This is a genomic window from Ferrimonas sediminum, from assembly GCF_900100175.1.
Taxonomy (GTDB): Bacteria; Pseudomonadota; Gammaproteobacteria; order Enterobacterales; family Shewanellaceae; genus Ferrimonas; species Ferrimonas sediminum.
Genome location: NZ_FNEM01000018.1, coordinates 1 through 21,889, shown reverse-complemented (window position 1 = coordinate 21,889; position 21,889 = coordinate 1). Strand labels below are relative to the sequence as shown.

24 protein-coding genes and 1 tRNA gene are annotated in these 21,889 nt (G+C 55.9%); 12 read left to right on the top strand and 13 right to left on the bottom strand.

What is annotated here, in order from left to right:
• Positions 1-924: a chemotaxis protein CheV gene (locus BLT77_RS16520; protein WP_090367460.1), complete on the bottom strand. Its 924-nt coding sequence runs from the start codon at positions 922-924 to the stop codon at positions 1-3.
• Positions 925-1,133: 209 nt separating this feature from the next.
• Between BLT77_RS16520 and flgA the strand changes: the two genes are divergently transcribed.
• From flgA to flgN, 3 genes are all read left to right on the top strand, one after another.
• On the top strand, positions 1,134-1,763 hold the full coding sequence (gene flgA, locus BLT77_RS16515; RefSeq protein ID WP_245709978.1) for a flagellar basal body P-ring formation chaperone FlgA: 630 nt from the start codon (positions 1,134-1,136) through the stop codon (positions 1,761-1,763).
• A gap of 82 nt (positions 1,764-1,845) precedes the next feature.
• Entirely contained in the window at positions 1,846-2,157 is a 312-nt protein-coding gene (flgM, locus tag BLT77_RS16510; protein ID WP_090367456.1) for a flagellar biosynthesis anti-sigma factor FlgM, read from the top strand.
• Positions 2,150-2,581, top strand: a complete 432-nt coding sequence (gene flgN / locus BLT77_RS16505) for a flagellar export chaperone FlgN (protein WP_176819357.1) — start codon at positions 2,150-2,152, stop codon at positions 2,579-2,581. The genes flgM and flgN overlap by 8 nt, the downstream gene beginning before the upstream one ends.
• Positions 2,582-2,621: 40 nt before the next feature.
• On the opposite strand, the gene BLT77_RS16500 is transcribed toward flgN, so the two are convergent.
• On the bottom strand, positions 2,622-3,755 hold the full coding sequence (locus tag BLT77_RS16500; protein WP_090367453.1) for a flagellar assembly protein T N-terminal domain-containing protein: 1,134 nt from the start codon (positions 3,753-3,755) through the stop codon (positions 2,622-2,624).
• 137 nt (positions 3,756-3,892) lie between these two features.
• Here BLT77_RS16500 and BLT77_RS16495 point away from each other — a divergent pair, with 137 nt between their 5' ends.
• Both BLT77_RS16495 and BLT77_RS16490 read left to right on the top strand, forming a co-directional pair.
• Positions 3,893-4,513, top strand: a complete 621-nt coding sequence (locus BLT77_RS16495) for a FlgO family outer membrane protein (RefSeq protein ID WP_090367451.1) — start codon at positions 3,893-3,895, stop codon at positions 4,511-4,513.
• Positions 4,510-4,950 (top strand): LPP20 family lipoprotein, encoded by a 441-nt coding sequence (locus tag BLT77_RS16490; protein WP_090367449.1) that lies wholly within the window; start codon positions 4,510-4,512, stop codon positions 4,948-4,950. Before BLT77_RS16495 ends, BLT77_RS16490 begins: the two co-directional genes overlap by 4 nt.
• A gap of 101 nt (positions 4,951-5,051) precedes the next feature.
• Here BLT77_RS16490 and yfbV read toward each other — a convergent pair whose 3' ends face one another.
• Positions 5,052-5,492 carry a terminus macrodomain insulation protein YfbV gene (yfbV, locus tag BLT77_RS16485; RefSeq protein ID WP_090367447.1) on the bottom strand — a complete coding sequence of 147 codons (441 nt, stop codon included), beginning with the start codon at positions 5,490-5,492 and terminating at the stop codon, positions 5,052-5,054.
• 271 nt (positions 5,493-5,763) lie between these two features.
• Here yfbV and BLT77_RS16480 point away from each other — a divergent pair, with 271 nt between their 5' ends.
• The 3 genes from BLT77_RS16480 (at position 5,764) to BLT77_RS16470 (ending at position 10,052) form a co-directional block, all read left to right on the top strand.
• Complete coding sequence (locus tag BLT77_RS16480; protein WP_090367445.1) at positions 5,764-6,957, top strand: acetate kinase; 1,194 nt, start codon at positions 5,764-5,766, stop codon at positions 6,955-6,957.
• A gap of 52 nt (positions 6,958-7,009) precedes the next feature.
• Positions 7,010-9,145 (top strand): phosphate acetyltransferase, encoded by a 2,136-nt coding sequence (pta, locus tag BLT77_RS16475; RefSeq protein WP_090367443.1) that lies wholly within the window; start codon positions 7,010-7,012, stop codon positions 9,143-9,145.
• A 316-nt stretch (positions 9,146-9,461) separates the two neighbouring features.
• Complete coding sequence (locus tag BLT77_RS16470) at positions 9,462-10,052, top strand: NapC/NirT family cytochrome c (protein WP_090367441.1); 591 nt, start codon at positions 9,462-9,464, stop codon at positions 10,050-10,052.
• A 264-nt stretch (positions 10,053-10,316) separates the two neighbouring features.
• Here BLT77_RS16470 and BLT77_RS16465 read toward each other — a convergent pair whose 3' ends face one another.
• From BLT77_RS16465 to BLT77_RS16450, 4 genes are read right to left on the bottom strand one after another with little or no spacing between them, the layout of a single operon-like run.
• On the bottom strand, positions 10,317-10,715 hold the full coding sequence (locus tag BLT77_RS16465) for a CBS domain-containing protein (protein WP_090367439.1): 399 nt from the start codon (positions 10,713-10,715) through the stop codon (positions 10,317-10,319).
• Positions 10,712-11,062, bottom strand: a complete 351-nt coding sequence (locus BLT77_RS16460) for a P-II family nitrogen regulator (RefSeq protein WP_090367437.1) — start codon at positions 11,060-11,062, stop codon at positions 10,712-10,714. The genes BLT77_RS16465 and BLT77_RS16460 overlap by 4 nt, the downstream gene beginning before the upstream one ends.
• A 3-nt stretch (positions 11,063-11,065) precedes the next feature.
• Positions 11,066-11,824, bottom strand: a complete 759-nt coding sequence (locus BLT77_RS16455; RefSeq protein WP_090367435.1) for a DUF1538 domain-containing protein — start codon at positions 11,822-11,824, stop codon at positions 11,066-11,068.
• Positions 11,812-12,531: a DUF1538 domain-containing protein gene (locus tag BLT77_RS16450; RefSeq protein WP_090367433.1), complete on the bottom strand. Its 720-nt coding sequence runs from the start codon at positions 12,529-12,531 to the stop codon at positions 11,812-11,814. Before BLT77_RS16450 ends, BLT77_RS16455 begins: the two co-directional genes overlap by 13 nt.
• A 345-nt stretch (positions 12,532-12,876) precedes the next feature.
• Between BLT77_RS16450 and BLT77_RS16445 the strand changes: the two genes are divergently transcribed.
• Positions 12,877-13,311 (top strand): hypothetical protein, encoded by a 435-nt coding sequence (locus BLT77_RS16445; protein WP_143026663.1) that lies wholly within the window; start codon positions 12,877-12,879, stop codon positions 13,309-13,311.
• Positions 13,312-13,664: 353 nt separating this feature from the next.
• Here the strand turns inward: BLT77_RS16445 and BLT77_RS16440 are convergent, their stop codons facing one another.
• The gene (locus tag BLT77_RS16440; protein WP_090367429.1) at positions 13,665-14,573 is read right to left on the bottom strand and encodes a class I SAM-dependent methyltransferase; all 909 of its coding nucleotides are present in this window, start codon (positions 14,571-14,573) and stop codon (positions 13,665-13,667) included.
• The gene (locus BLT77_RS16435; RefSeq protein WP_090367427.1) at positions 14,570-15,658 is read right to left on the bottom strand and encodes an AI-2E family transporter; all 1,089 of its coding nucleotides are present in this window, start codon (positions 15,656-15,658) and stop codon (positions 14,570-14,572) included. The genes BLT77_RS16440 and BLT77_RS16435 overlap by 4 nt, the downstream gene beginning before the upstream one ends.
• Before the next feature lie 98 nt (positions 15,659-15,756).
• On the opposite strand from BLT77_RS16435, the gene BLT77_RS16430 reads away from it, so the two are divergent.
• Positions 15,757-16,254, top strand: coding sequence for a 2-amino-4-hydroxy-6-hydroxymethyldihydropteridine diphosphokinase (locus BLT77_RS16430; protein ID WP_090367425.1), 498 nt, complete (start codon positions 15,757-15,759; stop codon positions 16,252-16,254).
• Here the strand turns inward: BLT77_RS16430 and BLT77_RS16425 are convergent.
• Complete coding sequence (locus BLT77_RS16425; RefSeq protein WP_090367423.1) at positions 16,174-16,878, bottom strand: SDR family oxidoreductase; 705 nt, start codon at positions 16,876-16,878, stop codon at positions 16,174-16,176. The two genes, BLT77_RS16430 and BLT77_RS16425, sit on opposite strands and share 81 nt — an antisense overlap.
• Before the next feature lie 101 nt (positions 16,879-16,979).
• Between BLT77_RS16425 and BLT77_RS16420 the strand changes: the two genes are divergently transcribed.
• Positions 16,980-17,879: a TIGR01777 family oxidoreductase gene (locus tag BLT77_RS16420; RefSeq protein WP_090367421.1), complete on the top strand. Its 900-nt coding sequence runs from the start codon at positions 16,980-16,982 to the stop codon at positions 17,877-17,879.
• 23 nt (positions 17,880-17,902) lie between these two features.
• Here the strand turns inward: BLT77_RS16420 and BLT77_RS16415 are convergent, their stop codons facing one another.
• Both BLT77_RS16415 and BLT77_RS16410 read right to left on the bottom strand, forming a co-directional pair.
• A complete protein-coding gene (locus BLT77_RS16415) occupies positions 17,903-20,389 on the bottom strand; it encodes an ABC transporter permease (protein ID WP_090367419.1) in 2,487 nt (828 codons plus the stop codon).
• The gene (locus tag BLT77_RS16410) at positions 20,386-21,072 is read right to left on the bottom strand and encodes an ABC transporter ATP-binding protein (protein WP_090367417.1); all 687 of its coding nucleotides are present in this window, start codon (positions 21,070-21,072) and stop codon (positions 20,386-20,388) included. Before BLT77_RS16410 ends, BLT77_RS16415 begins: the two co-directional genes overlap by 4 nt.
• Positions 21,073-21,076: 4 nt before the next feature.
• On the opposite strand from BLT77_RS16410, the gene BLT77_RS16405 reads away from it, so the two are divergent.
• Entirely contained in the window at positions 21,077-21,679 is a 603-nt protein-coding gene (locus BLT77_RS16405) for an arylesterase (RefSeq protein ID WP_245709977.1), read from the top strand.
• Positions 21,680-21,804: 125 nt separating this feature from the next.
• Here BLT77_RS16405 and BLT77_RS16400 read toward each other — a convergent pair.
• Positions 21,805-21,880, bottom strand: a tRNA-Glu gene (locus BLT77_RS16400).
• Positions 21,881-21,889: the final 9 nt, after the last annotated feature.

Genomic DNA, 21,889 nt, shown 5'->3' with positions numbered 1-21,889 from the left:
TCAGGCCTCTTTCAAATAACGGTCAATGGCGCCAGCCAGCTCGTCGGGGTTAAATTTTGCGATGAAGTCATCTGCACCGACCTTTTGTACCATGGCCTGATTAAACACTCCGCTGAGGGAGGTGTGCAGAATCACTTTCAGAGAGGTCAATTTGGGGTTATCCCGAATCGACGCGGTCAATGTATAGCCATCCATCTCTGGCATCTCGATGTCGGAGATGATACCACCAAAGACCTCATTGATGTCCTCTTTGTCCTTCACTAGCTCTTCCAGCCGACGCAGCGCTTCGAGACCATCTTTAGCCAGTTCAATCTCCAGTCCCAGAGGCTCCAGGGCTCGCACAATCTGTTTACGGGCTACGGCGGAATCGTCCACCACCATGATGCGGCGCTTGCGCTCGGTGATCGGACTCAGGTTGGCAGCCACTTCGTCACTGATGTCGGTCTTCGCCGGGGTGATCTCATCAAGAATCTTCTCAACATCGAGAATTTCGACCAGCTCATTGTTCAGTTCGGTTACCGCGGTCAGGTAGTTACTCTTGCCACTTCCCTGGGGTGGTGGCAGGACGCTGTCCCAGTTGAGGTTCACGATGCGTTCCACACCGGCCACCAGGAATCCCTGAACCGAACGGTTGTATTCACTGATGATGATGAAGCTGTTTTCGGTATCCTGGACCGGGCGCCCACCAATGGCGGCAGAGAGGTCGATGACCGAGATGGTCTGACCTCGAATGTGAGCCACACCACGAATCAGGCTATTGAGCCTGGGCAGCAGGGTCAGTTTGGGGCATTGCAATACTTCACGAACCTTGAATACGTTGATCCCAAAGGTCTGCCGGCCATTTAGACGGAATAACAGGAGTTCAAGGCGGTTTTGACCAACCAGCTGGGTTCGCTGATTCACCGAATCTAAAATGCTAGCCATCGAAAGATGTCCTTATTAAAACTAGAAACAAAGGCACAGTTATTGCTGTAAACCCAACTGACAAATTGTTGGCGCGAAAACTTTTGCTATGATGCGACTGCGTTGTATCAATTTCCCCAATTGTGTTCAAGTGTAGGTTATCTCTAATCCGGTCAAATTACATGAAGCTCTGTTTGTTTTTGCTCTCTTTGCTGTGCACCTTTTCTGCAATGTGTGAGACCTCTCTCGCTCTGATTCAGGAGACCGCCGAAGGCTATGTTCAGAACAGCCTGGACTCCGATCCGGGCGCCCGAATTTCCGTCGAAGCCAACGAACTGGATTCACGCCGTCACTTCGACAGCTGTGAACAGCCATTGCAGGCCCAGGCCCCGAATGGCAAGAGCGGAGCCCGGTATGTAACGGTGAAAGTCAGCTGCCCCGGCCCCTCTCCCTGGCTGGTGTATGTGCCGGTTCAGGTAACCGTCGAATACCCGGTGGTGATCGCCACCACCACGCTGGGAGCCAATACGGTGATCGACAACACCATGCTGGAGGTTCGCTACGTGAATTCCAACAGTATTCGGGGCAACCACTTTAGCCATCCTGATGAGTTGAATGGTGCCCGGCTTAAGCGACGAACCGCTGCGGGCCAGGCCATTTCACAACACAATATCTGCCTGGTGTGTAAAGGGGATCCGGTGGTGATTGTGGTGAATAACGACAATCTGTCTATTCGCACCAGCGGTGTTGCACTCAGTGGCGGCAGCCTGGGAGAATCGGTACGGGTGCAAAACAGCAACTCCCGGCGAATGGTGGAGGCCTACGTCTCAGCCATTGGCCAAGTGGAAGTCAAAATGTAAAATAACCCTAAAGCTTTCTGTACAATGGCCGATAGGTCTTGTAGAACACCCGATTTTACCCCTAACCGACGGAGCCAATACGATGGCTATCGACATTAACAAGCTCAGCAGCGGCACCGCCAGCCTGCAGCCGGCAAAGCGCCAGGTGAGTGCGGATGCCCAGGCAAAGAGCACCGGTGCCAAGCCCTCTGCCAAAGGGGATGAGGTTATGCTGACCCAGGAAGCCCAGCAACTGCAGCGCGCTGAAAAAGTGATGCAGGAGACCCCGGAGGTCAACAGCGCCAAAGTTGAAGCACTGAAGCAACAGATCGCCGAAGGCCGCTACCACGTGGATCCGGACAAGCTTGCCAGCAATCTGTCCAAGTTTGAAAGTGAACTGACTGGCCGTGGTTAATCCAGAGCTTCTGCAGTTGATCGGTGCCCAGCAGGGGCGCTTACAACAACTGCAACAGCTGCTGCAGCAGGAACACCAGGCTCTGGTGGAGCGGGATGCGGATGCCATCGAGTCGCTGCTAAGGGAAAAACTGGCCCAGCTGGACGCCATCAACGCGGCGGACGCGGCCCTGGCCGGGCACCCGGATGTGGCGCAACTGACTAACGACACCGACGCCCGTCAGGGCATTGAGCAATGCCGTTCGGTACTGGCGCAATGCCAGATGTTCAATCAACAAAACAGCCAACTGGCAGATCAGACCCTGGCCAGCCTCAGCCGGCTACAACAGATCCTCAACAGCACCAAGAGTGCCAACTCGCTGACCTATAACCAGTCAGGAACCACCAGCAGCGGCAACCGCCTGGGCAAGGCCATCAAAGCCTGACCAAGCCGTCTTGCTCACTGCCCCTTCATTGGATTGACCGTTACCGACTCTGCCCCTGGGCCCGAACCAGATCCTGAGGTTGCCAGGCGGTGTAACTGGCGCCGGGCTGCAATCGGCCAATGGCCTGCTCCCGCTGAACCTGCTCCACCACCAAACGATCTTTGATGCCATTTTGCTGAGGCCACCAACTCTGCTGGTCCTGCTGACGACTCTGCAGAGCCAACCGGTCCCCGACCCGAACGCCGTGGCGACTGCCCAGATTGATGGTAACCCGCTCGCCATTAACCGCCAGCACCCGTCCATTGAGGGGGCGGCAATGCAGAGTGGCATCCAGATCCTGGGCCATCTGAGTCACGGTCTGACGAATCTGTTGACCGTATTCGCTGTTCCAGAACTGACTGCTGGCGATGTTGACGGCATCGGTGCGCTCATAGGGCCAGTCGCCCTGGGCCCGGTAGCGATTTTGCCACACCAGCTGGCCACTGAGGCCATCGTAGACCGACAGGTCGGCACCGAAATAGCGATTGCGATCGTAGGCGAACCAGCCCAGCAGCGGCTTATGGGGATCCACCGTCAAATCATCGATTCGTACCACCGCGATGTATTGACTGTTGTCCCTGATGGTCAACTCTTGCGCCCAGGCCCCCTGATACTGTTGATTGAGCTGATTCGAATCAAAACTGATGTCCGGGCGCGAATGGGCAAACAGGGATCGCGCTTCGCCATTCAGGGTGTTGGACAACAACCGGCTGATGGCGGCGTCGAGCTCATACAGGCTGCCCGGAACCAGTTGCTCACGGTGCACCACCTGGGCCCGGGGCACGGTAATCGCCTGGCGGAATCCGGCGCCGTCGCATTGGCTGCCGATGCTGCGAACGTCGGCCTGTAGCGTCACTTCCAGGACGTCGTCACGAACGTGTTCGGAAATCACCTGATACTGGCCCACCTGGCTCAGAGGTTCACTGCCCTGGCTCAGTACCCCGTTATTGAGGGTTTCTACCACCATGGTGTCGCCACTGGCCTGGCTCAGGGCGTTGTTGATCGCCTGCTGACGGGCCTGATCCATCCCCTGCCCGGCAACGGGCGCGGTGCCGGTCAGTGTTGTCCATTGTCCCCAGGCGGGCATACCCAGACAGCCGGCCAGGAGCAGGGCGGTGGTTCTCCAATTGATCATCTGTCATGTTCCTCGATGCAGTTGGCGTAAATAATGCAATGCCCGTGCCGACAATGGCAATTAAAGCCCTGGAGTTTTAAGCCGATAACCCATTAAGAAACGATGCGCCTGACGGGCGCCCTTTTATGGAGACAGTGATGAAAGCGGCTATTGGTGTTCTGTTCCTGCTACTGACGGCCTGTGCCGCCCCACCGGAGACTCCATTGCCGGACTACTCCGACAGCGGCAAAGGTTTGCCGCACAGCAGTGCCCTGATTCACCTGTCTGCGCGCATTGCCGAAGATCTGGAGCGCAACCACGACCTGCTGAACAAGCGACAGCTGATCGCCGTCACCACCCCGGTATGGCTGAACAACATCAACGCCAGCGGCCGGTTGCCCCGACAGCTGGGTGAAGGCTTGTTGTCTGCCCTGCATCAGCGAGGATTCAACCTGGTGGAGCTCAACAGCAGCAAACAGATTCGAGTATCGGAGCAGGGCAACCTGATTCTCAGCCGGGATTATCAGCGCCTGGAAGCCAACCTGCCGGTGAATCAGGTTCTGGTCGCCACCCTGAGCCAGGACAGCGACGGCGTGATCATCAACTCTCGTCTGGTGGACATCGCCAACAATCGAGTGGTGTCGACTTCCCAGGCGTTTCTGTCGTGGCAGGAGTCCGCCGGTTATCTGGAGCCCAGCTACAGCGTAACCGAACAGCAGGGAATGTTGATTCGCGATGAACAACCGGGGCGCACGCCGGTAAGAGAGGTTACCCCATGAGAGTCTGGATTCTTGCCATCGCCCTGGTCATTGCGGGCTGCCAGAACAACGCCTACGTCGAATATGAGAATGTGGCACCGACCTCATTCCCGGTACTGACGGCCAAAGGCATGGCCCCAATTTCGTCGCAGCAGGGTGACACCCAGGCCCTTCGTCAACAGCAGGCGATGCGAGCCGCCAAACTGGACGCCTACCGGGAACTGGCGGAGCAGATCTACGGTGTCCGGGTATCCGGTACCAGCGCCATCGATCAGCAACTGTTGCAGGGGGATAGGTTTGAAACCCAGATCGACGGTTTAGTGCGTGGTGCCGAAGTGGTACGCATCTACCCGGTCGGAGACAATTATGTGGCCGAGCTAAAGCTGGATTATGAGAAGGTCTGGCAGTTGTTCCAGCAGGCACCGAAGCAGAGAATCAAAAGCGTGGTGTACTACTGACACCATAATCGAACACAAAACCCCAAAAAAACCACAAAATCCATACAACAAAGGAGGCTATCGCCTCCTTTTTGTGACCTGGGTTCGGGTTCGTTCAGTTGTTAATCAAACCTCTGCCACTCTCCACGCTCGATTTTTGTAAACACCCGCCGCAGCAGTTTGGCCATATTCAGGTATCGTGCCGATGCACCCAGAGGGGCAATCTGCTCACCTGCCGCCACCATTTTAGAGCGCAAATCATCGCACCACACCAGCAGAGGCTTAGGCAACGGCTGCTGGGATCGCCACCCCAACCAGAACAGCCCCTGCAGAGGTAAACTCAATAAAAACAACCCACTGGCTATTGCCTGAGGCAAGCTAGTGGCCCCCATGGACTGGTACTGGAGCCAGAAGCAAAACACCGCGATCGGAGGCATGACCCGGATCGCCAGTTCGGTGGCGCGGATAACCCGGTGCTCCGGAAACAGTGGCGCCAGCTGGGCGGCTTTCGGCCACTCCCTCATATAATCACTGCCACATCGCAATGTTTCAAAAAAGGTCATGCTTCACTCTCCTATGGACAACGCGAGACTGATCACAGATTTGTTAAGTGTAACACGTCCTGATTCTGCTTCTTGAGAAAAGTTCGGGTAAAATGGTCATACCTTTTTTACGGGGGTGGCTGCAATTCAGTCTAATAACCGCCGATTCCAGTGGCCAAGCTCACGTTTTCAGCGGTCTATACTGTATTGGCTCACCCTCTTCAGTCGCTATCGACTTATACGCCCAGAGTGCGTGGTCGGTTGTTCGCATGTATATCACTTAGGTGTTTGAATAATGAGCAAACTTGTTCTGGTTCTTAACTGCGGTAGCTCCTCTCTGAAGTTCGCTGTAATCGATGCAACTTCAGGTGACGAGTATCTGTCCGGATTGGCTGAATGCTTCAACCTGGAAGACGCGCGTATCAAATGGAAGCTGGACGGCAACAAGGGCGAAGCCGCTCTGGGTGCTGGCGCAGCCCACACCGAAGCACTGGACTACATCGTAAACACCATTCTGGCCAGCAAGCCAGAACTGGCTGAACAGCTGGTTGCCATCGGCCACCGCATCGTTCACGGCGGTGAGAAATACACCAAATCCATGCTGGTTACCGACGAAGTGGTTAAAGGCATTGAAGAGTGTTCTTCTCTGGCACCGCTGCACAACCCTGCTCACCTGATCGGTATCCGCGCAGCTCAGGCCGCGTTCGGCAGTCTGCCTCAGGTTGTGGTATTCGATACCGCGTTCCACCAGACCATGCCAAAAACCGCTTACGCGTACGCCATTCCTCAGAAACTGTACCGCGACCACGGCATCCGTCGTTACGGTATGCACGGTACCAGCCACCTGTTCGTTTCCCAGGAAGCGGCCAAGGCACTGGGCAAAGAGGTGTCTGACACCAACGTCATCACCTGCCACCTAGGTAACGGCGGCTCCGTAGCCGCAGTTCGCAACGGCGAGTGTGTTGATACCTCCATGGGCCTGACCCCGCTGGAAGGTCTGGTTATGGGTACTCGCTCCGGCGACCTGGACCCTGCCGTGATCTTCTACCTGGTTGACTCTCTGGGCTACTCTCTGGAGGATGTGCACAACATCCTGCACAAAGAATCCGGCCTGCTGGGTCTGTCTGAAAAAACCAACGACTGCCGTGGCATCGAAGAAGGCCACGCGGCCGGCGACGAAGCCTGTACCCTGGCCCTGGAAGTATTCTGCTACCGTCTGGCCAAGTACGTGGCTTCCTACACCGTGCCTCTGAAGCGCGTTGACGCCATCATCTTTACCGGCGGCATTGGTGAAAACTCCATGCTGATTCGTGAGAAAGTACTGGAGCACCTGGCCATCTTCGGTTACGAAGTCGACGCCGACAAGAACGCCGCGGCGCGCTTCGGCAACGAAGGTGTTATCACCAAAGACGGTACTCCGGTTGCCATGGTTATCCCAACCAACGAAGAGTTTGTCATTGCCAGCGACGCTCTGGCGCTGATCTAAATGCTGTACACTGAGCCACGGAAGTGGCTCAGTTTCTTTTAAGAGGTATATTATGTCTCGCTCTATCATGTTGATCCCGGTGGGTACTGGTGTCGGCTTGACCTCCATCAGCCTGGGTATGGTTCGTGCACTCGAACGCCAGGGTGTTAAGGTTAACTTCTTCAAGCCTGTTGCCCAGCAACGTCCTGGCGATACTGGCCCGGAACGCTCCTCCACCATCCTGTCCACTTCCCCAACCATCAATCCACCAGAACCTTTTGCCATGGAACACGCGCAGCAGCGCATCAGTTCCGGCGATACCGATGTGCTTCTGGAAGAGATTGTGGCCCGGGTGAAGTCCGGTGATGAGGAAACTGAAGTGCTGATCGTGGAAGGCCTGGTTCCTACCCGCAGCCATCCGTTCGCCAATACCCTGAATGCCAAGACTGCCAAGACCCTGGATGCCGATATCGTATTCGTTATCAATCCGGGTGCCGACGGTGCCAACCAGGTGCAGAAGCGCCTGGAGATCATCGTTGATGAGTTTGGTGGTAAAAAGAACAAACGCATTCTGGGCGCCATCATCAACAAGATCGGTGCACCGGTCGATGAGCGAGGCCGTGCCCGCCCCGATCTGTCTGAAGTGTTTGAGCACGATCAGGTGGTTCGCGGTGATCACGCCGACATCTTCCAGCTGTCCGCCAACTCTCCGGTGGCGATTCTGGGTGCGGTTCCTTACAACCTGGACCTGGTTTCCCCACGGGCGTCCGACCTGGCTAAGCACCTGGGTGCCCGCCTGATCAACGCCGGTGAGATGCACAGCCGTCGCCTGCGTCGCGTCAGCTTCTGTACCCGCGCCATCCCCAACATGGTTAACCACCTGCAGGCGGACACCCTGCTGGTTACCTCCGGTGACCGCTCCGACATCATCGTCTCTGCCTGTCTGGCCGCCATGAACGGTACCAAGATTGGCGCGCTGATGCTGACCGGTGGTTACGAGCTGGAACAGCAAGTGCAAGACCTGTGTGCACAAGCCTTTGATACCGGCCTGCCGGTAATGATGGTCGATACCAACACCTGGCAGACCGCACTGAATATCCAGAACTTCAACCACGAAGTGCCTGTGGATGACTCAGCCCGCATCGAACTGCTGCAGGATTACGTTGCCGGCCACATCGACCGCAAGTTCATCGAAAGCGTCGCCGGTGACTCCAAGCGTGAAAACCGCCTGTCTCCAGCCGCTTTCCGCTACCAGCTGACCGAGTTTGCCCGCCGAGCCGGCAAGCGTGTTGTGCTGCCAGAGGGTGACGAGCCACGTACCGTGAAAGCTGCCGCCATCTGTGCCGAGCGTGGCATTGCCAACTGTGTGCTGATCGGTAACCCGGAAGAGATTCGTCGCGTTGCCGGCCAACAGGGTGTCACCCTGGGCGAAGGCATCGAGATTGTGGATCCGGATCTGGCCCGCGATCGCTTCGTTGCACCGATGTGCGAACTGCGTAAGAGCAAAGGCCTGACAGAAGTGGTTGCCCGTGAGCAACTGCAGGACAACGTGGTACTGGGTACCATGATGCTGGCCGAAGACCAGGTTGATGGCCTGGTATCCGGCGCGGTTCATACCACCGCTAACACCATTCGTCCGCCGCTGCAGTTGATCAAGACCGCACCGAATGCGTCTCTGGTGTCGTCCATCTTCTTTATGCTGCTGCCTGATCAGGTTCTGGTTTACGGTGACTGTGCCATTAACCCGGATCCAAATGCCGAGCAACTGGCCGAGATTGCGATTCAGTCTGCCGACTCTGCCAAGGCCTTCGGCATTGAGCCTCGCGTGGCGATGATCTCCTACTCCACCGGTAGCTCCGGCCAGGGTGCAGACGTAGAGAAAGTGCGTGAAGCCACTCGCATTGCTCAGGAAAAACGTCCTGACCTGGTGATTGACGGCCCTCTGCAGTACGACGCCGCCATCATGCCGAACGTTGCTGCCTCCAAGGCACCGGACAGCCCGGTTGCCGGCCAGGCCACCGTGTTCGTATTCCCGGATCTGAACACCGGTAACACCACCTACAAAGCGGTACAACGTTCCGCCGACCTGATCTCCATCGGTCCTATGCTGCAAGGCATGCGCAAGCCGGTGAACGATCTGTCCCGTGGTGCCCTGGTTGAAGACATCGTCTACACCATCGCCCTGACGGCTATTCAGGCTAACGCCTGATAGTATCCTGGTCTGAAATAAGCCGCCCTTCGGCAACGAAGGGCGGCTTTTTTGTTTTTGCGTGATCCCAATCGCCTTCGCCATTCCGTTTTCCATCGTTGACGACGTTTCAGACAAATACGTGATCACCTCTCACATTTGTCACGAGCCTAGGTAAAGTTGTTCATTTATCAGTCCGATATCGATATATTGAGAATATCGCGTTATACATTTGGCAATACCGTTTTGGTCCAGATTTCTGAACCAGCTTCAAAAAGTTGGCTAAAGTTTCTGAATACCATTGAATTACTCTACAAATATAAATTAAGGATTCGAGATGTCTGACAACAATCGCTCTGGATGGCGCCGGTTATGGCAACAACCTAAGTCAAAGTGGTTACTTGGCATTCCTTTAGGCGCCTTCCTGGCACTGGTTCTGGGCGGCATCGGTGTCTACGGCACCCAGGTTGTCCTGCACGCCACCAGCACCGACGATTTCTGTATGACCTGTCACTCCAACCACTCCCTGCGGGATGAGGTTCTGGCTTCCAGCCACGGCAACAACAGCGTGGGTATCACCGTGACCTGTGCCCAGTGTCACCTGCCCCCTGGTGGTTTCGAGTACCTGGTTAAGAAGATCATCGTATCCAAGGACATCATCGGTTACATGACCATTGATGGCTTTAACACCCAGGAATGGCTGGAAGCGAACCGCAAAGAGCAGGCGGATCTGGCTCGTGATTACCTGCGGTCCATCGATTCACGTACCTGTACCAGCTGCCACTCCAACATCTATGAGAATCAGCCTGAATCCATGAAGAAAGTCGCCAAGCGGATGCACGCCATGAACTTCAAGAAAACTGAAGACAAGCGCAAAACCTGCATCGACTGTCACAAAGGGGTGGCTCACCCTTACCCGAAAGGCTAACTGCGGTCTGGTCAGCATTCGCAGCGATATTTCGATGCGAATGCTCAATCACCAGCCACAAAAAAAGCCCGTCAGATTATGGCGGGCTTTTTTTTTGACCAAAGTAAAAACAAAGATCAAATAATCTTTTACAACAGTGACTTACGAACTAGTCACCGATCTAATAACAGGCTTGTCCACAGGTTTTGTGGATAACCCGCGGTTGTGCACCCAAAACGGGTGGCTCGGATCAGTCGATGCTGATGGCCACCGGTACTTTGGGTTCTATTTTTTCAGACTCTGCTGAAGAACCATCTCTGTATAGGAGATTAATCCAATTACCTGGTGGTTATCAATCACCGGGGCCTGATTTATGCCAAATTGTTCAAACAGGCGTGCACAATAGCGGATGTCCATGTCCGGATGAACCGGCAGCACCGGTTTGGACATGATCTCATAGAGGTTAACCCGATCGGCGGCCTTATCGCGGGCCATGACCTTCTTGCCGATGTCCGACAGCAATACCAATCCATATTCATCATGTTCATGACGTTTATCGATGATCAGGGCTTCTGCATGCTGCTCCCGCAGCGCCGCCAGTCCTTCGGAAACGGTTTTCAAACCATCGAGCATGATCCATTTCTGGGCCATGACGTCTTTCACTCTAATCAGCTGGGTATTCATAGTTCCTCTCCAACCCGCTCAGACAGGCTTTCAATCTGGTGAGCGACACCCACCACGTCTTCAATGTCCAGTTGCAACGCAATGCCGGTTCCCGGTGAGCTGTCAAATTCGCCGACCTTGGCGATGCACTCCAGAATGTTTCGGGCCAGATGCTCCTCGACCACAAACAGCAACACATCCCGCTGCACTTCCAGGTGCAGCCCGAAAAAGGTTTTCTTTGGCTTCAGGCCTTCGCCACGGGCATGGTTGATCAGGGTGACACCGGTTGCTCCGGCTGCACGGGCCGCATCCACCAATTGGTCACTCTTGTCCTCTTCCACAAAAGCGATAATGAGTTTAAAACGCATGGTTTACCTCGTTTGAATTCGTTGCAGCAGCGCGGTTATCTGGGCATACCCCATCACGCTGATAATAGGAAACAGGCTGGCAAAAGCAATGAGGCCAAATCCATCGATCATCGGGCTGCGCCCGGGGATGGTGCTGGCCAGACCCAGGCCCAGGGCTGCCACCAAAGGGACGGTCACGGTTGAGGTGGTGACGCCACCGGAATCGTAGGCCAGCGGAATGACATTCTTGGGCGCAAACGCGGTTTGCACCACCACCACCAGGTAACCGGCCAGAATATACCAGTGGATGGGATCACCTACGACGATGCGATAGCTACCCAACGCGATCCCCACTGCCACACCCAGGGCCACAGACAGCCTCAGCCCCATGGGCCTAATGGTGCCGCCGGAGACCTCCTCGGCTTTAATGGCCACTGCCAGCAGCGAAGGCTCGGCAATGGTGGTGGCAAAACCGATGGCAAAGGCAAAGGTGTACACCCAGTAATAGTCCTGCCAATGGCTCTGGCCGCTAACCCCCAGGAATTCAGGAGCGGTCAGCTGGGTAGCCATCATCTCCCCAAGGGGAAACAGTGCCCGCTCCAGCCCGACCAGAAACAGCGCCAGACCGAGAATCACGGCAACAAAGCCAGCCAGCACCTGCTTCAGGTGCGGAACCGGACGGCGTAATACCAGATACTGGAACCCGAACAGCACCGCCACGATGGGCACCACGTCCCCCAGGGTATCGATAAGGGTGTCAAAAATGGCCGTTAACCAATCCATGCGCGCACCACCCCGAACAACAACACAAACTGCACCGGCAACAGGGAGGCAAAGGCGATCAAACCAAAACCATCCAGCATCGGGTTCCTGCCCTTAATGGAGCTCGCCAACCCCACTCCCAGCGCCGTCACCAACGGCACCGTGATGGTGGAAGTGGTCACGCCACCGGAGTCGTAAGCGATGCCGATGATCTCCTTCGGGGCGATCATGGTCAGCGCCATGACAATGACATAACCGCTGATGATCAGTCTGTGCAATGGCCAGCCTTTGAGGATACGCACTACGCCAAGCAGAATGGCACAGCCCACCGACAGTGCCACGACCAATCGCAGTTGAGTGGCGTAAGACTCCTGAGCCTCGGCGGTGTTATCCAGCATACCGCCCAGCGCCGCCACCTCGGCCGCCTCATCGGCAACGGCGATGAGCGCCGGTTCCGCGACCGTGGTACCAAACCCCAGCAGGAAAGCAAACAGCAGCAAGGGGATCAATGCCCCCTTGCGGGCAAAGGCCTGGGCCAGGGTTTCACCGATGGGAAACAAGCCCATCTCCAGCCCGAAAACAAACAGGGTCAGCCCAATCACCACCAGCCCCATACCGAGTATGATGGTCAGTACATCCGGCAGCGGCTGCTGCAATACCGCCAACTGAAACAACGCCACCACCAACACTATGGGTAACAGATCCCGACAACTCCCCAACAACGACATTAACGCTCGATACACATACTCTCCTGCAATTCCTATGCTTCTGAGATCATTAGTACATTTTTACAACATTTCCCTTGATGGGTAAGCTTGAATTTGCTGGGAAGTGGAAAAAGTTGATCGAGATCGCGGTTTTCCCGAGGTTTGGTCAAAAAGCCTCCATGCGGACACTGTCAGTAATACTGATTGATGAATGGCAGCCCGGTCATGTTGATTTTTGGGCCACTTTTATACTGTGATAACCAATTGGAAGTTGTTGCCACGTTTACATGGCGACTTCTAGAACCCTCAGGGGGACGCTGTTATGATGTTGCGTCTTTACTTATGGTTACACAGGACTCTGCGTGTATGACAATAAGAACGTTATGGGCGCTTCTGTTCATCATGGTGCTACAGGGCTGCAGCGAAGCCCCCGGCCCGAAGCGTTTGCCCGAGCACGTCGCCCTGGATCTGTTTACCGCCATTTACGTGGAGCAGGACACCAATAAGGCCCTGCCGTTGATCGATGGGGATCTGCTGCCGCTGTTTCACCATTATCGCCTGGCCAGCCAGATTCAGCGACAGCTGTTCGGGCTGCGGCTGGAACAGGTTGAAGTAGAGCTGTCCAGTACCGACGCCGACTTCTTTCGACGCCGTCACCAGGATATGAAGGTCACCATCAAATTGAGTGGCATTAAAGGCGACAGCGTCTGGCAGGATTTACGTCAGGTTCAGGTTGAGGTCATTGATAACCGATGGAAGGTCACCAAGTTGATAAACGACCCCTGGCTAAGTAACGGTTAACCCCCGAGTCGCCATAAAAAAACCAACGCCAAGGCGTTGGTTTTTTCGTTCAGGTCGCAGCCGGGATTAATCCAGGTAAGCGTCCTCATCCAGATCGACAGGAAGCTCACCGGCTACTTCATCCTGAATCTGATAATACGCTTCTTCGTACTCTTGCATTTCCATAAACCCGCCTTACTGCTGAATCCCAACGGCACCACAATTCTGTGATGTGTGTAGGATAAGTGTACCACGCAGGTGGGCCTGGCTCGAATAAAACGCCACTTTTGCGACCTTGAAGAAAACTTTCAACCAAAGGCGGCAACCACGGCTAAAATCAGCCGATTTACCGCCAAAAGCGAAGTTTTATTTCATCAGTTTAGACGGTAGCGAAATACCTTCAGGCCTTTATCGGGCTCGCTTTCAGGAAAGCTGGATGGGTTGGGCAACTGCTCAACAAAACTCAGTTGAGGTGCTGACTCGCTGATCTGCTGTTGCAGATGAGCACGACTCAACTCGGGCGCATTCAGACAAAGCAGGGCTTCCCCCTGCTCCGTCAACAGCTCCGGCAGCCGCCTCAGCACTTTGGGGTAATCCTTGGTGGCAATGAAACTGCCGTGCTGGAAGCTCGGCGGATCCACCACAATCAGGTCGAAAGGACCGAGTTTTTTCAGTTTGCCAAAGGTCTTAAACAGGTCATGGGCCAGGTAGCGCACTCCGGCTTCCAGGCCATTGCGGGCATGGTTGCGCTTACCCACGTTCAGGGCTCCACCACTCATATCCAGATTCACGACTTCTTCGGCCCCACCCTGGCGGGCGGCAACGGAAAAACCACAGGTATAGGCAAACAGGTTCAGTACCTTCTTGCCGCTGGCATGGGCCTGGACCCAACGGCGCCCTGCGGCCATGTCCAGAAACAGACCGTGATTCTGTCCCCGCATCAACTCAATACGGTACTCAAGGCTGCCTTCGTGAACCCAGTGAGGATCGGGTACCTCTCCCTGCAGCAGTTGAGTCTGGGCCGGAGAGGTGCCGCGGTTTTGCCACACCATATTCACCGGGGTAGCGTCCCCCTGCTGTTGCCACCATAGGGTTAACTGTTGTTGATACTGCGCCACCGTCTCTGCCGGCAACGCTCTGAAGGTGGTCAGCAGCAGCACCGGTGGAAACCAGTCCACGGTAACGGCTTCCAAACCGGGATAACACTGCCCTCTTCCATGAAACAGCCGCTGCGCCTGATCCAGTTGTGGGTGATCAGGCAGATGAGGCAAAAGTGAGGTCATGGGGTTTTACTCTTAATTGCTGAGGTTCTGATCGGAGGACCGGTCAGAGTAACGTTAATGGCTACGCTGCTGGTTTGCGGCTCGCCTTCAAGCAAGGCTGCCAACCAGCGTCCGCCGTGGGAGGACTCGAGGCCGATCTTAACGATCATGGTCAGCGGCACCGACAGCAGCATGCCGACCGAACCGAGCAACCAGCCCCAGAAAATCAATGACAGGAACACCACCAAGGTGGATAACCCCAGACCGCGGCCCATCATTCTGGGCTCAATGACGTTGCCCATGAACATATTGACGCCAACATACAGCCCCGCCACCGTGGCGGCGGCACCCGGGCCCAGCTGAATCAAAGCCAACCCCAGAGGCGGTACGGCGGCGATGATCGAGCCGATGTTAGGGATGTAGTTGAACAGGAAAGCAACCACGCCCCACAAAATGAAATAGTCGACGCCCAGCAGGTACAGACCCAGGCCACAAATGAAACCGGTTCCAAGGCTGATGAGTGTTTTGATGGCCAGATAGCGATTCACCGACTCCAGGAAACGATCAATCTGCTGCATGCGCATCTGGGGGTCGTCCAGAGCATAGTGCAGCTTTCTGGGCAAGCTGGAAGCTTCAAAGAGCATGAACACCACGGTCAGGACGATCAACAGCAGGTTGGCCATCACCGCTCCCAGCCCAGACAACATGTCGGTAGCCAGACTCATGACCCGGCCGGGATCAAACTGCTCCTTGAGTACCTCAACGGACACCGGCACATTGAATCGGGCCGCCAGATCCACCAGAGTCAGAAACTGGCCGGTCAACTGTTGCCGGTAGTGAGGCAATTGAGCAGTAAAATCATTGATTGAGCTGCCCAGCAGCGCCCCCAACCAGGTACCCAGTAACACCACCAGCAACATCACCATGAAGATGGCCAGGGCCTTGGGCAGGCGAAAGCGGGTCATCAGGCGAACCAGCGGACTGCAAACGATGGCAATGAAGATTGCCAGCAAAAACGGCACGACGATGGCGCTGGAGAGTTTGATGCCAGCCAGCACCACCACCAGGGAGGCACACACCAGCAAACTACGTTGAAATGAACTCATAGACACTATCTAATAGGGTACAGAGATCACAGTATATCCTGTTATCTGAAATAGATAAGCCTCTTAATCAAGCAGTGACGCATCAACAGGGAGAGACGATGCCAGAGCAACGCTATTACTGCAGTTTCGGTGCTAACCTCAACCCCGAGGCGAATGCAGTATTGGCCCTGACCGCACTGAGTCGGCGGTTCTCACCGATTGTCTTGAGTAGCATCATCAAGACCGCTCCCGCCGCCATGGAGAGCGAACATCAATTTCTGAACTTCGCATTCTGGTTTGACAGCACTCTGAGTGCTGGTGAAGTTAAATCCGTGTTCAATCAGCTGGAGATTGCTCAAGGCCGCGATCGCAGCGACCCTGATTGCAGCATTAAAGACCGGCCACTGGACCTGGACATCCTGTCGGTAAATCAGGCTCCGAGCCCGGCACAGCATCCCGAATACCTTACCCCTCTGCTCGATCAACTGACCGGCAGCTCCCGACCTGTGACCGGCATCTGCCTGGCGAAGCACGGGCTAGAGCTTGGCCACCGAGCGACCACCATCCACCGGGATTCGGGCTCCGGTCATATACGGGTTGTTGATCAGCATCCATAACGCCTGCCATATGGGTTCCAGTCCCCCTTCGACCTGAAGCAGGGTTCGGGCGAGGATCTGTTGCCGGTACTCAGCAGAATGCTCGTCGAGAAACAGAATGGGGCCGGGCTCGATGCTGTTGACTCTGACCGCCGGTGCCAGAGAGCGGGCCCAGGACTGGGTCAGGCTGTCCAGTCCCGCCTTGGTGGCACAGTAGAGGCTGTAATCCTCGTTCGGGTGATGGATGTAGATGTCGGTCAAGTTAACGATCTGGCCCTGGGCATGCTGCAGACGCCCGTTCAGATGCATCATCAACAGATAGGGAGCCTGCAGGTGGATCTGGTGACACTGAGTCAACTGAACCATTCCGTCGGCAGCGGTATCGGCATCAGGTTGATATAAAGAGGCGTTGTTGATGAGCAGATCTACCCTGTCGGTCAACGCCAGAATCTGCTGACACCAGCGCTCCAATGCCTGCGAATCACGAAAATCGACCTGAGTCAGGTGCAGGGACGACTCCCCGGATGCACTAACGCGACTGGTGTGATACTGGCCAAAGACTCGATAACCTTGATCCAGAAGTTGATCAGTCAGGTACCGGCCCAAACGTCGTCCGACCCCGGTCACCACGGCTACTGGCTGCATCTCTTTGAACTCCCTTTATAAATCATGCGTATACTTATACTACAACGGAGTCACCTCTGGCGTGGCTATTTGTGACCTGACGACGGGGCGGGGAGGCGAAGATGAAGATAGTGATCAGTGGTGGCAGTGGCTTTGTGGGCAAACAGTTACTTAAACAGCTGCAACCCAATCATCAACTGGTGGTCATCAGCCGCAACCCGGACGCGACCAAGCAAAGGCTGCGCCAGCAAGGCATCGAAGCTGAGTGCATCGATATTGATGGTCTGGTGTGGCAGACGGGCATCGATGCCGTGATTAACCTGGCTGGAGAACCGATTGCCGACAAGCGCTGGAGCAGCGCCCAGAAACACCGCATCTGCGACAGCCGCTGGCGAATTACCCAGGCTCTGAGCGACTGGATTCTGGCCCAGGCCTCGCCGCCGTCAGTGTTTATCAGCGCCTCAGCCATTGGCATCTATGGTAACGACAGTCAGGCCGTGGATGAGAACACTCCACTGATGGTCAACGACGCCGATTTTGCACAAAAGGTGTGCCACACCTGGGAAACCCTGGCACTGCAGGCCCAGGGCCACACTCGAGTCTGCCTGCTGCGCATTGGCCTGGTATTGGGCGAAGGCGGCGCCCTGAAAAAGATGCTTCCGGCTTTTCGAGCGGGGTTGGGTGGCCCGATCGGCTCGGGAGAGCAGATGATGTCCTGGATTCACATTGACGATCTGGTGGCCGCCATCGGCTTTCTGCTGATCAACCCGGAGTCGAGAGGTGTGTACAACGGCACTGCGCCACTGCCAGTAAGTAACCGCTTATTCACCAGAACCTTAGGTAAGGTTCTGCATCGTCCCGCGGTGATACCTGTCCCGGCTATCGCTTTAAAAATAGGCCTGGGAGAGATGTCTCAGCTGCTGCTGGAGGGGCAGCGGGTATTGCCAAGCCGATTGCAGCATGACGGGTTTGAGTTTCACTACCCGGGGCTCGAGGGGGCACTGACGCATCTGCTTCAGTAACCCCACCGGCCGCGGGTCGAGGATTAGCCTTTCAGGAGCTCGGCACATTGGTTGGCCAGCAAACGACGACAGGCGATCATGCCCAGCGCCCCTATCAACACAGCTCCAAGCAGCGGAATGACCAACCACCACAGGGTGTGGCCATTGACCACCAGATTGAACACCTGGCTTTTCAGCAGGGCCAGTGTCAGCTCGGTGACCACCACGGCCAGAACTCCGGAAACCGCCCCCATCAGCAAAAACTCCCAGGCAACCGCCCTTCTCAGCAGGCTGCCCGGGGCGCCCAGGGTCCGCATAATCGCTAACTCCTGCTTGCGGGAGGACATCCCCGCCTCGGTCTGGGCAATCAGCACCATGGCACTGGCAACAATGACCACCAGCAGCACCAGGGTCAAGGCCAGGGAGACCTGGTCGATGACGTCCCTGAGTTGCTCGATAATGGCACCGACATCGATCACCGACACCGTCGGAAAACGCTGTATCAACTCGGGTACCAGGGTCGGGTCATTGACCGGGTGTTTGAAACTGGCGATGTAGGTCGCGGGGAAGCGGCTGAGGTCCTCAGGGGGAAAAATCATAAAGAAGTTCGGCTGCATGGTCTCCCAGTTGACCTTACGCAAACTGGTTACCCGCACCTCGATCTGCTGGCCATCGATGGCGAACGCTAACGAATCTCCGAGTTTAATCCCAAGCCTGTCGGCAACCTGGGACTCGACCGAGACCTCGCCAGCGGCGTCGGCGCGAAACCAATCCCCTTGTTCGATGGGGTTGTTCGGCGGCAGTTGAGTGCGGAAGGTCAGATTCAGTTCACGACCAATGCCCTGAGGGCCGCGTTGATTACCCTGCTGTTGCTCCCCTTGAGGCTGATCTTCCTTGGTCACCGGCCGCCGCACTTGGTCACCATTGATGGCTGAGAGGCGCCCCCGAATGACGGGATAAAAATCGGTGGCATCCACATTGCGACTGGCCAGGAATTCACCCATGGGAGTCAGATTATCCGGGCTGATGTTGACCAAAAAGTGATCCGGCGTGCCCTGGGGCAGCTGTTTCTGCCAATCGGCCAGCAGATCCTGCCTGAGTGCCAGAATGGTCAGCAACAGCACCAGGGAAACCGAAAAGCCCACCAGTTGAACGGCATTTTCCCTGGCACGGCGACGCAATCCGGCCACCGCCAGTTGCAACGGGGTTCCCGTGCGCATGCCCAGTTGCCGGCCCCAGTGCAGCAACAGCCAGGCAACGGCCAGCAGCATCACGGCAAGTACGGCGCCTCCCAGCAACAACACTCCGGTCATTACTGCGTTGTCACTGTACAGGTAAGCCAGCAAGGCCAGTGCTGCGACCGATACCACAGCATTCAGCCATCCCTGCCAGCGAACCGGGCCCAAGTCCTTTCTGAGTACCCGCAACGGTGGAATCGCCAATAACCGAAGTAAGGGATAGAGCGTAAAGCCAAATCCGGCGATGATGCCGGTGGCCGCCCCCAACAGCAGCGCTCTGCTCATCTGCGGCGTGGCCTGCACCAGTTCGGAGGGCAGCAGTTGTACCATGAAGGTCGCCGCCATCACGCCCATCAGCAGCCCCAGTCCAATCCCCATCAGGGTCACCAACGCCAAGTGCATGACAAAGATGCTGCGAACCTGATTGTGACTGGCCCCCAGGGTCTTAAGCATGGCGACCGCATCATAGTGCCTTTGGCAATAACGCTGAGTCGCCACCGAGATGGCAGCGCAGGCCAGGGCGATGCCCAGCAAGGCGGTTAACAGCAGAAACTGCTCGGCGCGAGCAATGGCCCTGGATACCGGGGACTCATCACTGCGAACGTCCACCAACCTCTGGCTGGAGGTCATGCGGGATTTTAGCCAGCCAGCGTAGGCCTGGATGCTGTCGGGCTGCCCAACGAACTGATACCGCCAACTGAGACGACTGCCAGGCTGCACCACCCCGGTCGCTGCGACATCGGCCAGGTTCATCAGAACCACAGGCGCGGACGCAAACAGGTTGAATCCACCATCGGGCAAGCGGGAGATGGCCCGGTCGAGCGTAAAGCGGCTGACGCCGATCTCCCCCTGTTTGGTGTCTGTCAACCAGCCGGCTAAGCGGCTGTCTAACCACAGGCTACCGGAAGCCGGCAGTGCGGTGGAAGCTTCTGTGACCAGTTCTACTCGACCACGCAGTGGGTAATTGTCCGATACGGCTTTCACCGTAACCAGCTGCAGCCTGTCACCGGCAAACAGCATGGACTGAAACTCCAGAGTCGTCGCCACCTCCAGCCCCTGCTGCTGCGCCTGAACCAGCCATTGAGGATCCACTTCCTGGGGACTGGTTAATACCCGGTCTGCAGCAAGGAAGGTGCTGGCCTGCTTAACGATGGATGCCTGAAGCTGGCTGGAGATCAGGGCCAAAGCGGTAACGGCTCCGACGGCGAGGATCAGGGCGGCGGCAATCAGCCGCAGTTGCCCATGGGTCAGTTCACGCCGAAACAAACGCCAGGCCAAAGGAAACATGCTCATATTGCCTCCAGTTGGCCACCGTTCATTTGCGCTCTCCTCTGGCAGCGCTGTGCCAACTGCAGATCGTGGGTCACCAGCACCAGGGTTGAGTGGTGCTCCTGATTCAATTCAAACAGCAGATCTTCGATACGGCTGCTGTTGGCCTGATCCAGGTTGCCGGTGGGCTCATCCGCAAACAAGATGTCTGGCTGGCTGACGAAAGCCCTGGCGATAGCAACCCGCTGCTGCTCGCCTCCGGAGAGCTGATTGGGAAAATGGTCGAGGCGATGGGAGAGCCCGACTCGCTGTAACATGGTTTCCGCCACACTTCGGGCGTCTTTCGCTCCGGTCAACTCGATAGGCAGCATGACATTTTCCAATGCCGTCAGACTCTCAACCAACATAAAAGATTGAAAGATAAAACCTACTTTCCGGCCTCTGAGCTCGGCCCGCTGCTCCTCATCCATCTGGTGCAAAGGCTCACCCGCCAGCCATACCTCACCCGCAGTGGCGTTGTCCAATCCGGCCAGGAGTGCCAGAAGGGTCGATTTCCCTGCTCCGGAGGGGCCGGTGACGGCGATGGACTCGCCTGACTTGACATCCAGGCTCACCCCTTTGAGGATCTGTAGTTCACCATCTAAGGTGGGCACTCGCTGCTCCAGGTTGGACACCTGGATAGCATAGGTTTTGTTTGATTCAGGCATGGCTATGACTTTTCGTTCCTTATTTATTGTATTTATACTGCTTTTTCCATCCATTGGTCGCGCTAACAGTGTAACCATTCTTATCTTAGGTGACAGCCTAAGTGCAAGTTATGGCATGGACGAGCTGGATGGTTGGGTGCACAAAATGAATACGGAACAGGATGACTTTCGGCTCATCAATGCCTCCGTGAGCGGCGAGACCAGTGGCGGTGCCCTCAGGCGTCTACCAGGGTTACTGAATGAACATCGACCGGATTGGGTGTTCGTTGAGTTGGGGGGGAATGATGGTCTACGGGGTTTCCCGACTCCAATGCTAAAAGATAACCTGGGTAAGATTATCGATGCCTCAATCCTGGCGGGCAGCGCAGTGATGCTGTCTGAAGTTATGGTCCCGCCCAACTACGGGCCTCGCTATGCATCGATGTTTAGCCGAGTTTACCGGGATCTCAGCAGTGAATATGATGTTCCACTCATCCCGTTTTTTATGACCGAAATTGCTCCTAAGCCCGAATTAATGCAGCGAGACGGCATTCATCCAAACCGGGCGGCGCAAGAGGGCATTGTGGATTTTCTCAGGCCGTATTTTGAAACCCATACTTTGCCCTAGCGAAAAAATGGCAAAAAAAAACCACCCGACGGGTGGTTTTTTTCTCTCTCAGAGAGAGCTTGCTACAGCCTTGGTTTAGATTATTGAATCACACCTAGACCGACAAAGGTTGCAACAATAATAAGTGGCGTCCCCTAGGGGATTTGAACCCCTGTTACCGCCGTGAAAGGGCGGTGTCCTAGGCCTCTAGACGAAGGGGACCCTGGACTT

Coding starts and splice junctions, on each gene's coding strand:
- BLT77_RS16455 (WP_090367435.1), bottom strand. CDS start 11,824: ATGGATTGGTTAACGGCCATTTTTGACACCCTTATCGATACCCTGGGG.
- BLT77_RS16445 (WP_143026663.1), top strand. CDS start 12,877: ATGACAATAAGAACGTTATGGGCGCTTCTGTTCATCATGGTGCTACAG.
- BLT77_RS16405 (WP_245709977.1), top strand. CDS start 21,077: ATGACTTTTCGTTCCTTATTTATTGTATTTATACTGCTTTTTCCATCC.
- flgM (WP_090367456.1), top strand. CDS start 1,846: ATGGCTATCGACATTAACAAGCTCAGCAGCGGCACCGCCAGCCTGCAG.
- pta (WP_090367443.1), top strand. CDS start 7,010: ATGTCTCGCTCTATCATGTTGATCCCGGTGGGTACTGGTGTCGGCTTG.
- BLT77_RS16425 (WP_090367423.1), bottom strand. CDS start 16,878: ATGCAGCCAGTAGCCGTGGTGACCGGGGTCGGACGACGTTTGGGCCGG.
- BLT77_RS16420 (WP_090367421.1), top strand. CDS start 16,980: ATGAAGATAGTGATCAGTGGTGGCAGTGGCTTTGTGGGCAAACAGTTA.
- BLT77_RS16450 (WP_090367433.1), bottom strand. CDS start 12,531: ATGTCGTTGTTGGGGAGTTGTCGGGATCTGTTACCCATAGTGTTGGTG.
- BLT77_RS16440 (WP_090367429.1), bottom strand. CDS start 14,573: ATGACCTCACTTTTGCCTCATCTGCCTGATCACCCACAACTGGATCAG.
- BLT77_RS16410 (WP_090367417.1), bottom strand. CDS start 21,072: ATGCCTGAATCAAACAAAACCTATGCTATCCAGGTGTCCAACCTGGAG.
- BLT77_RS16470 (WP_090367441.1), top strand. CDS start 9,462: ATGTCTGACAACAATCGCTCTGGATGGCGCCGGTTATGGCAACAACCT.
- flgA (WP_245709978.1), top strand. CDS start 1,134: ATGTGTGAGACCTCTCTCGCTCTGATTCAGGAGACCGCCGAAGGCTAT.
- yfbV (WP_090367447.1), bottom strand. CDS start 5,492: ATGACCTTTTTTGAAACATTGCGATGTGGCAGTGATTATATGAGGGAG.
- BLT77_RS16415 (WP_090367419.1), bottom strand. CDS start 20,389: ATGAGCATGTTTCCTTTGGCCTGGCGTTTGTTTCGGCGTGAACTGACC.
- BLT77_RS16520 (WP_090367460.1), bottom strand. CDS start 924: ATGGCTAGCATTTTAGATTCGGTGAATCAGCGAACCCAGCTGGTTGGT.
- BLT77_RS16495 (WP_090367451.1), top strand. CDS start 3,893: ATGAAAGCGGCTATTGGTGTTCTGTTCCTGCTACTGACGGCCTGTGCC.
- BLT77_RS16465 (WP_090367439.1), bottom strand. CDS start 10,715: ATGAATACCCAGCTGATTAGAGTGAAAGACGTCATGGCCCAGAAATGG.
- BLT77_RS16500 (WP_090367453.1), bottom strand. CDS start 3,755: ATGATCAATTGGAGAACCACCGCCCTGCTCCTGGCCGGCTGTCTGGGT.
- BLT77_RS16490 (WP_090367449.1), top strand. CDS start 4,510: ATGAGAGTCTGGATTCTTGCCATCGCCCTGGTCATTGCGGGCTGCCAG.
- BLT77_RS16435 (WP_090367427.1), bottom strand. CDS start 15,658: ATGAGTTCATTTCAACGTAGTTTGCTGGTGTGTGCCTCCCTGGTGGTG.
- BLT77_RS16460 (WP_090367437.1), bottom strand. CDS start 11,062: ATGCGTTTTAAACTCATTATCGCTTTTGTGGAAGAGGACAAGAGTGAC.
- BLT77_RS16430 (WP_090367425.1), top strand. CDS start 15,757: ATGCCAGAGCAACGCTATTACTGCAGTTTCGGTGCTAACCTCAACCCC.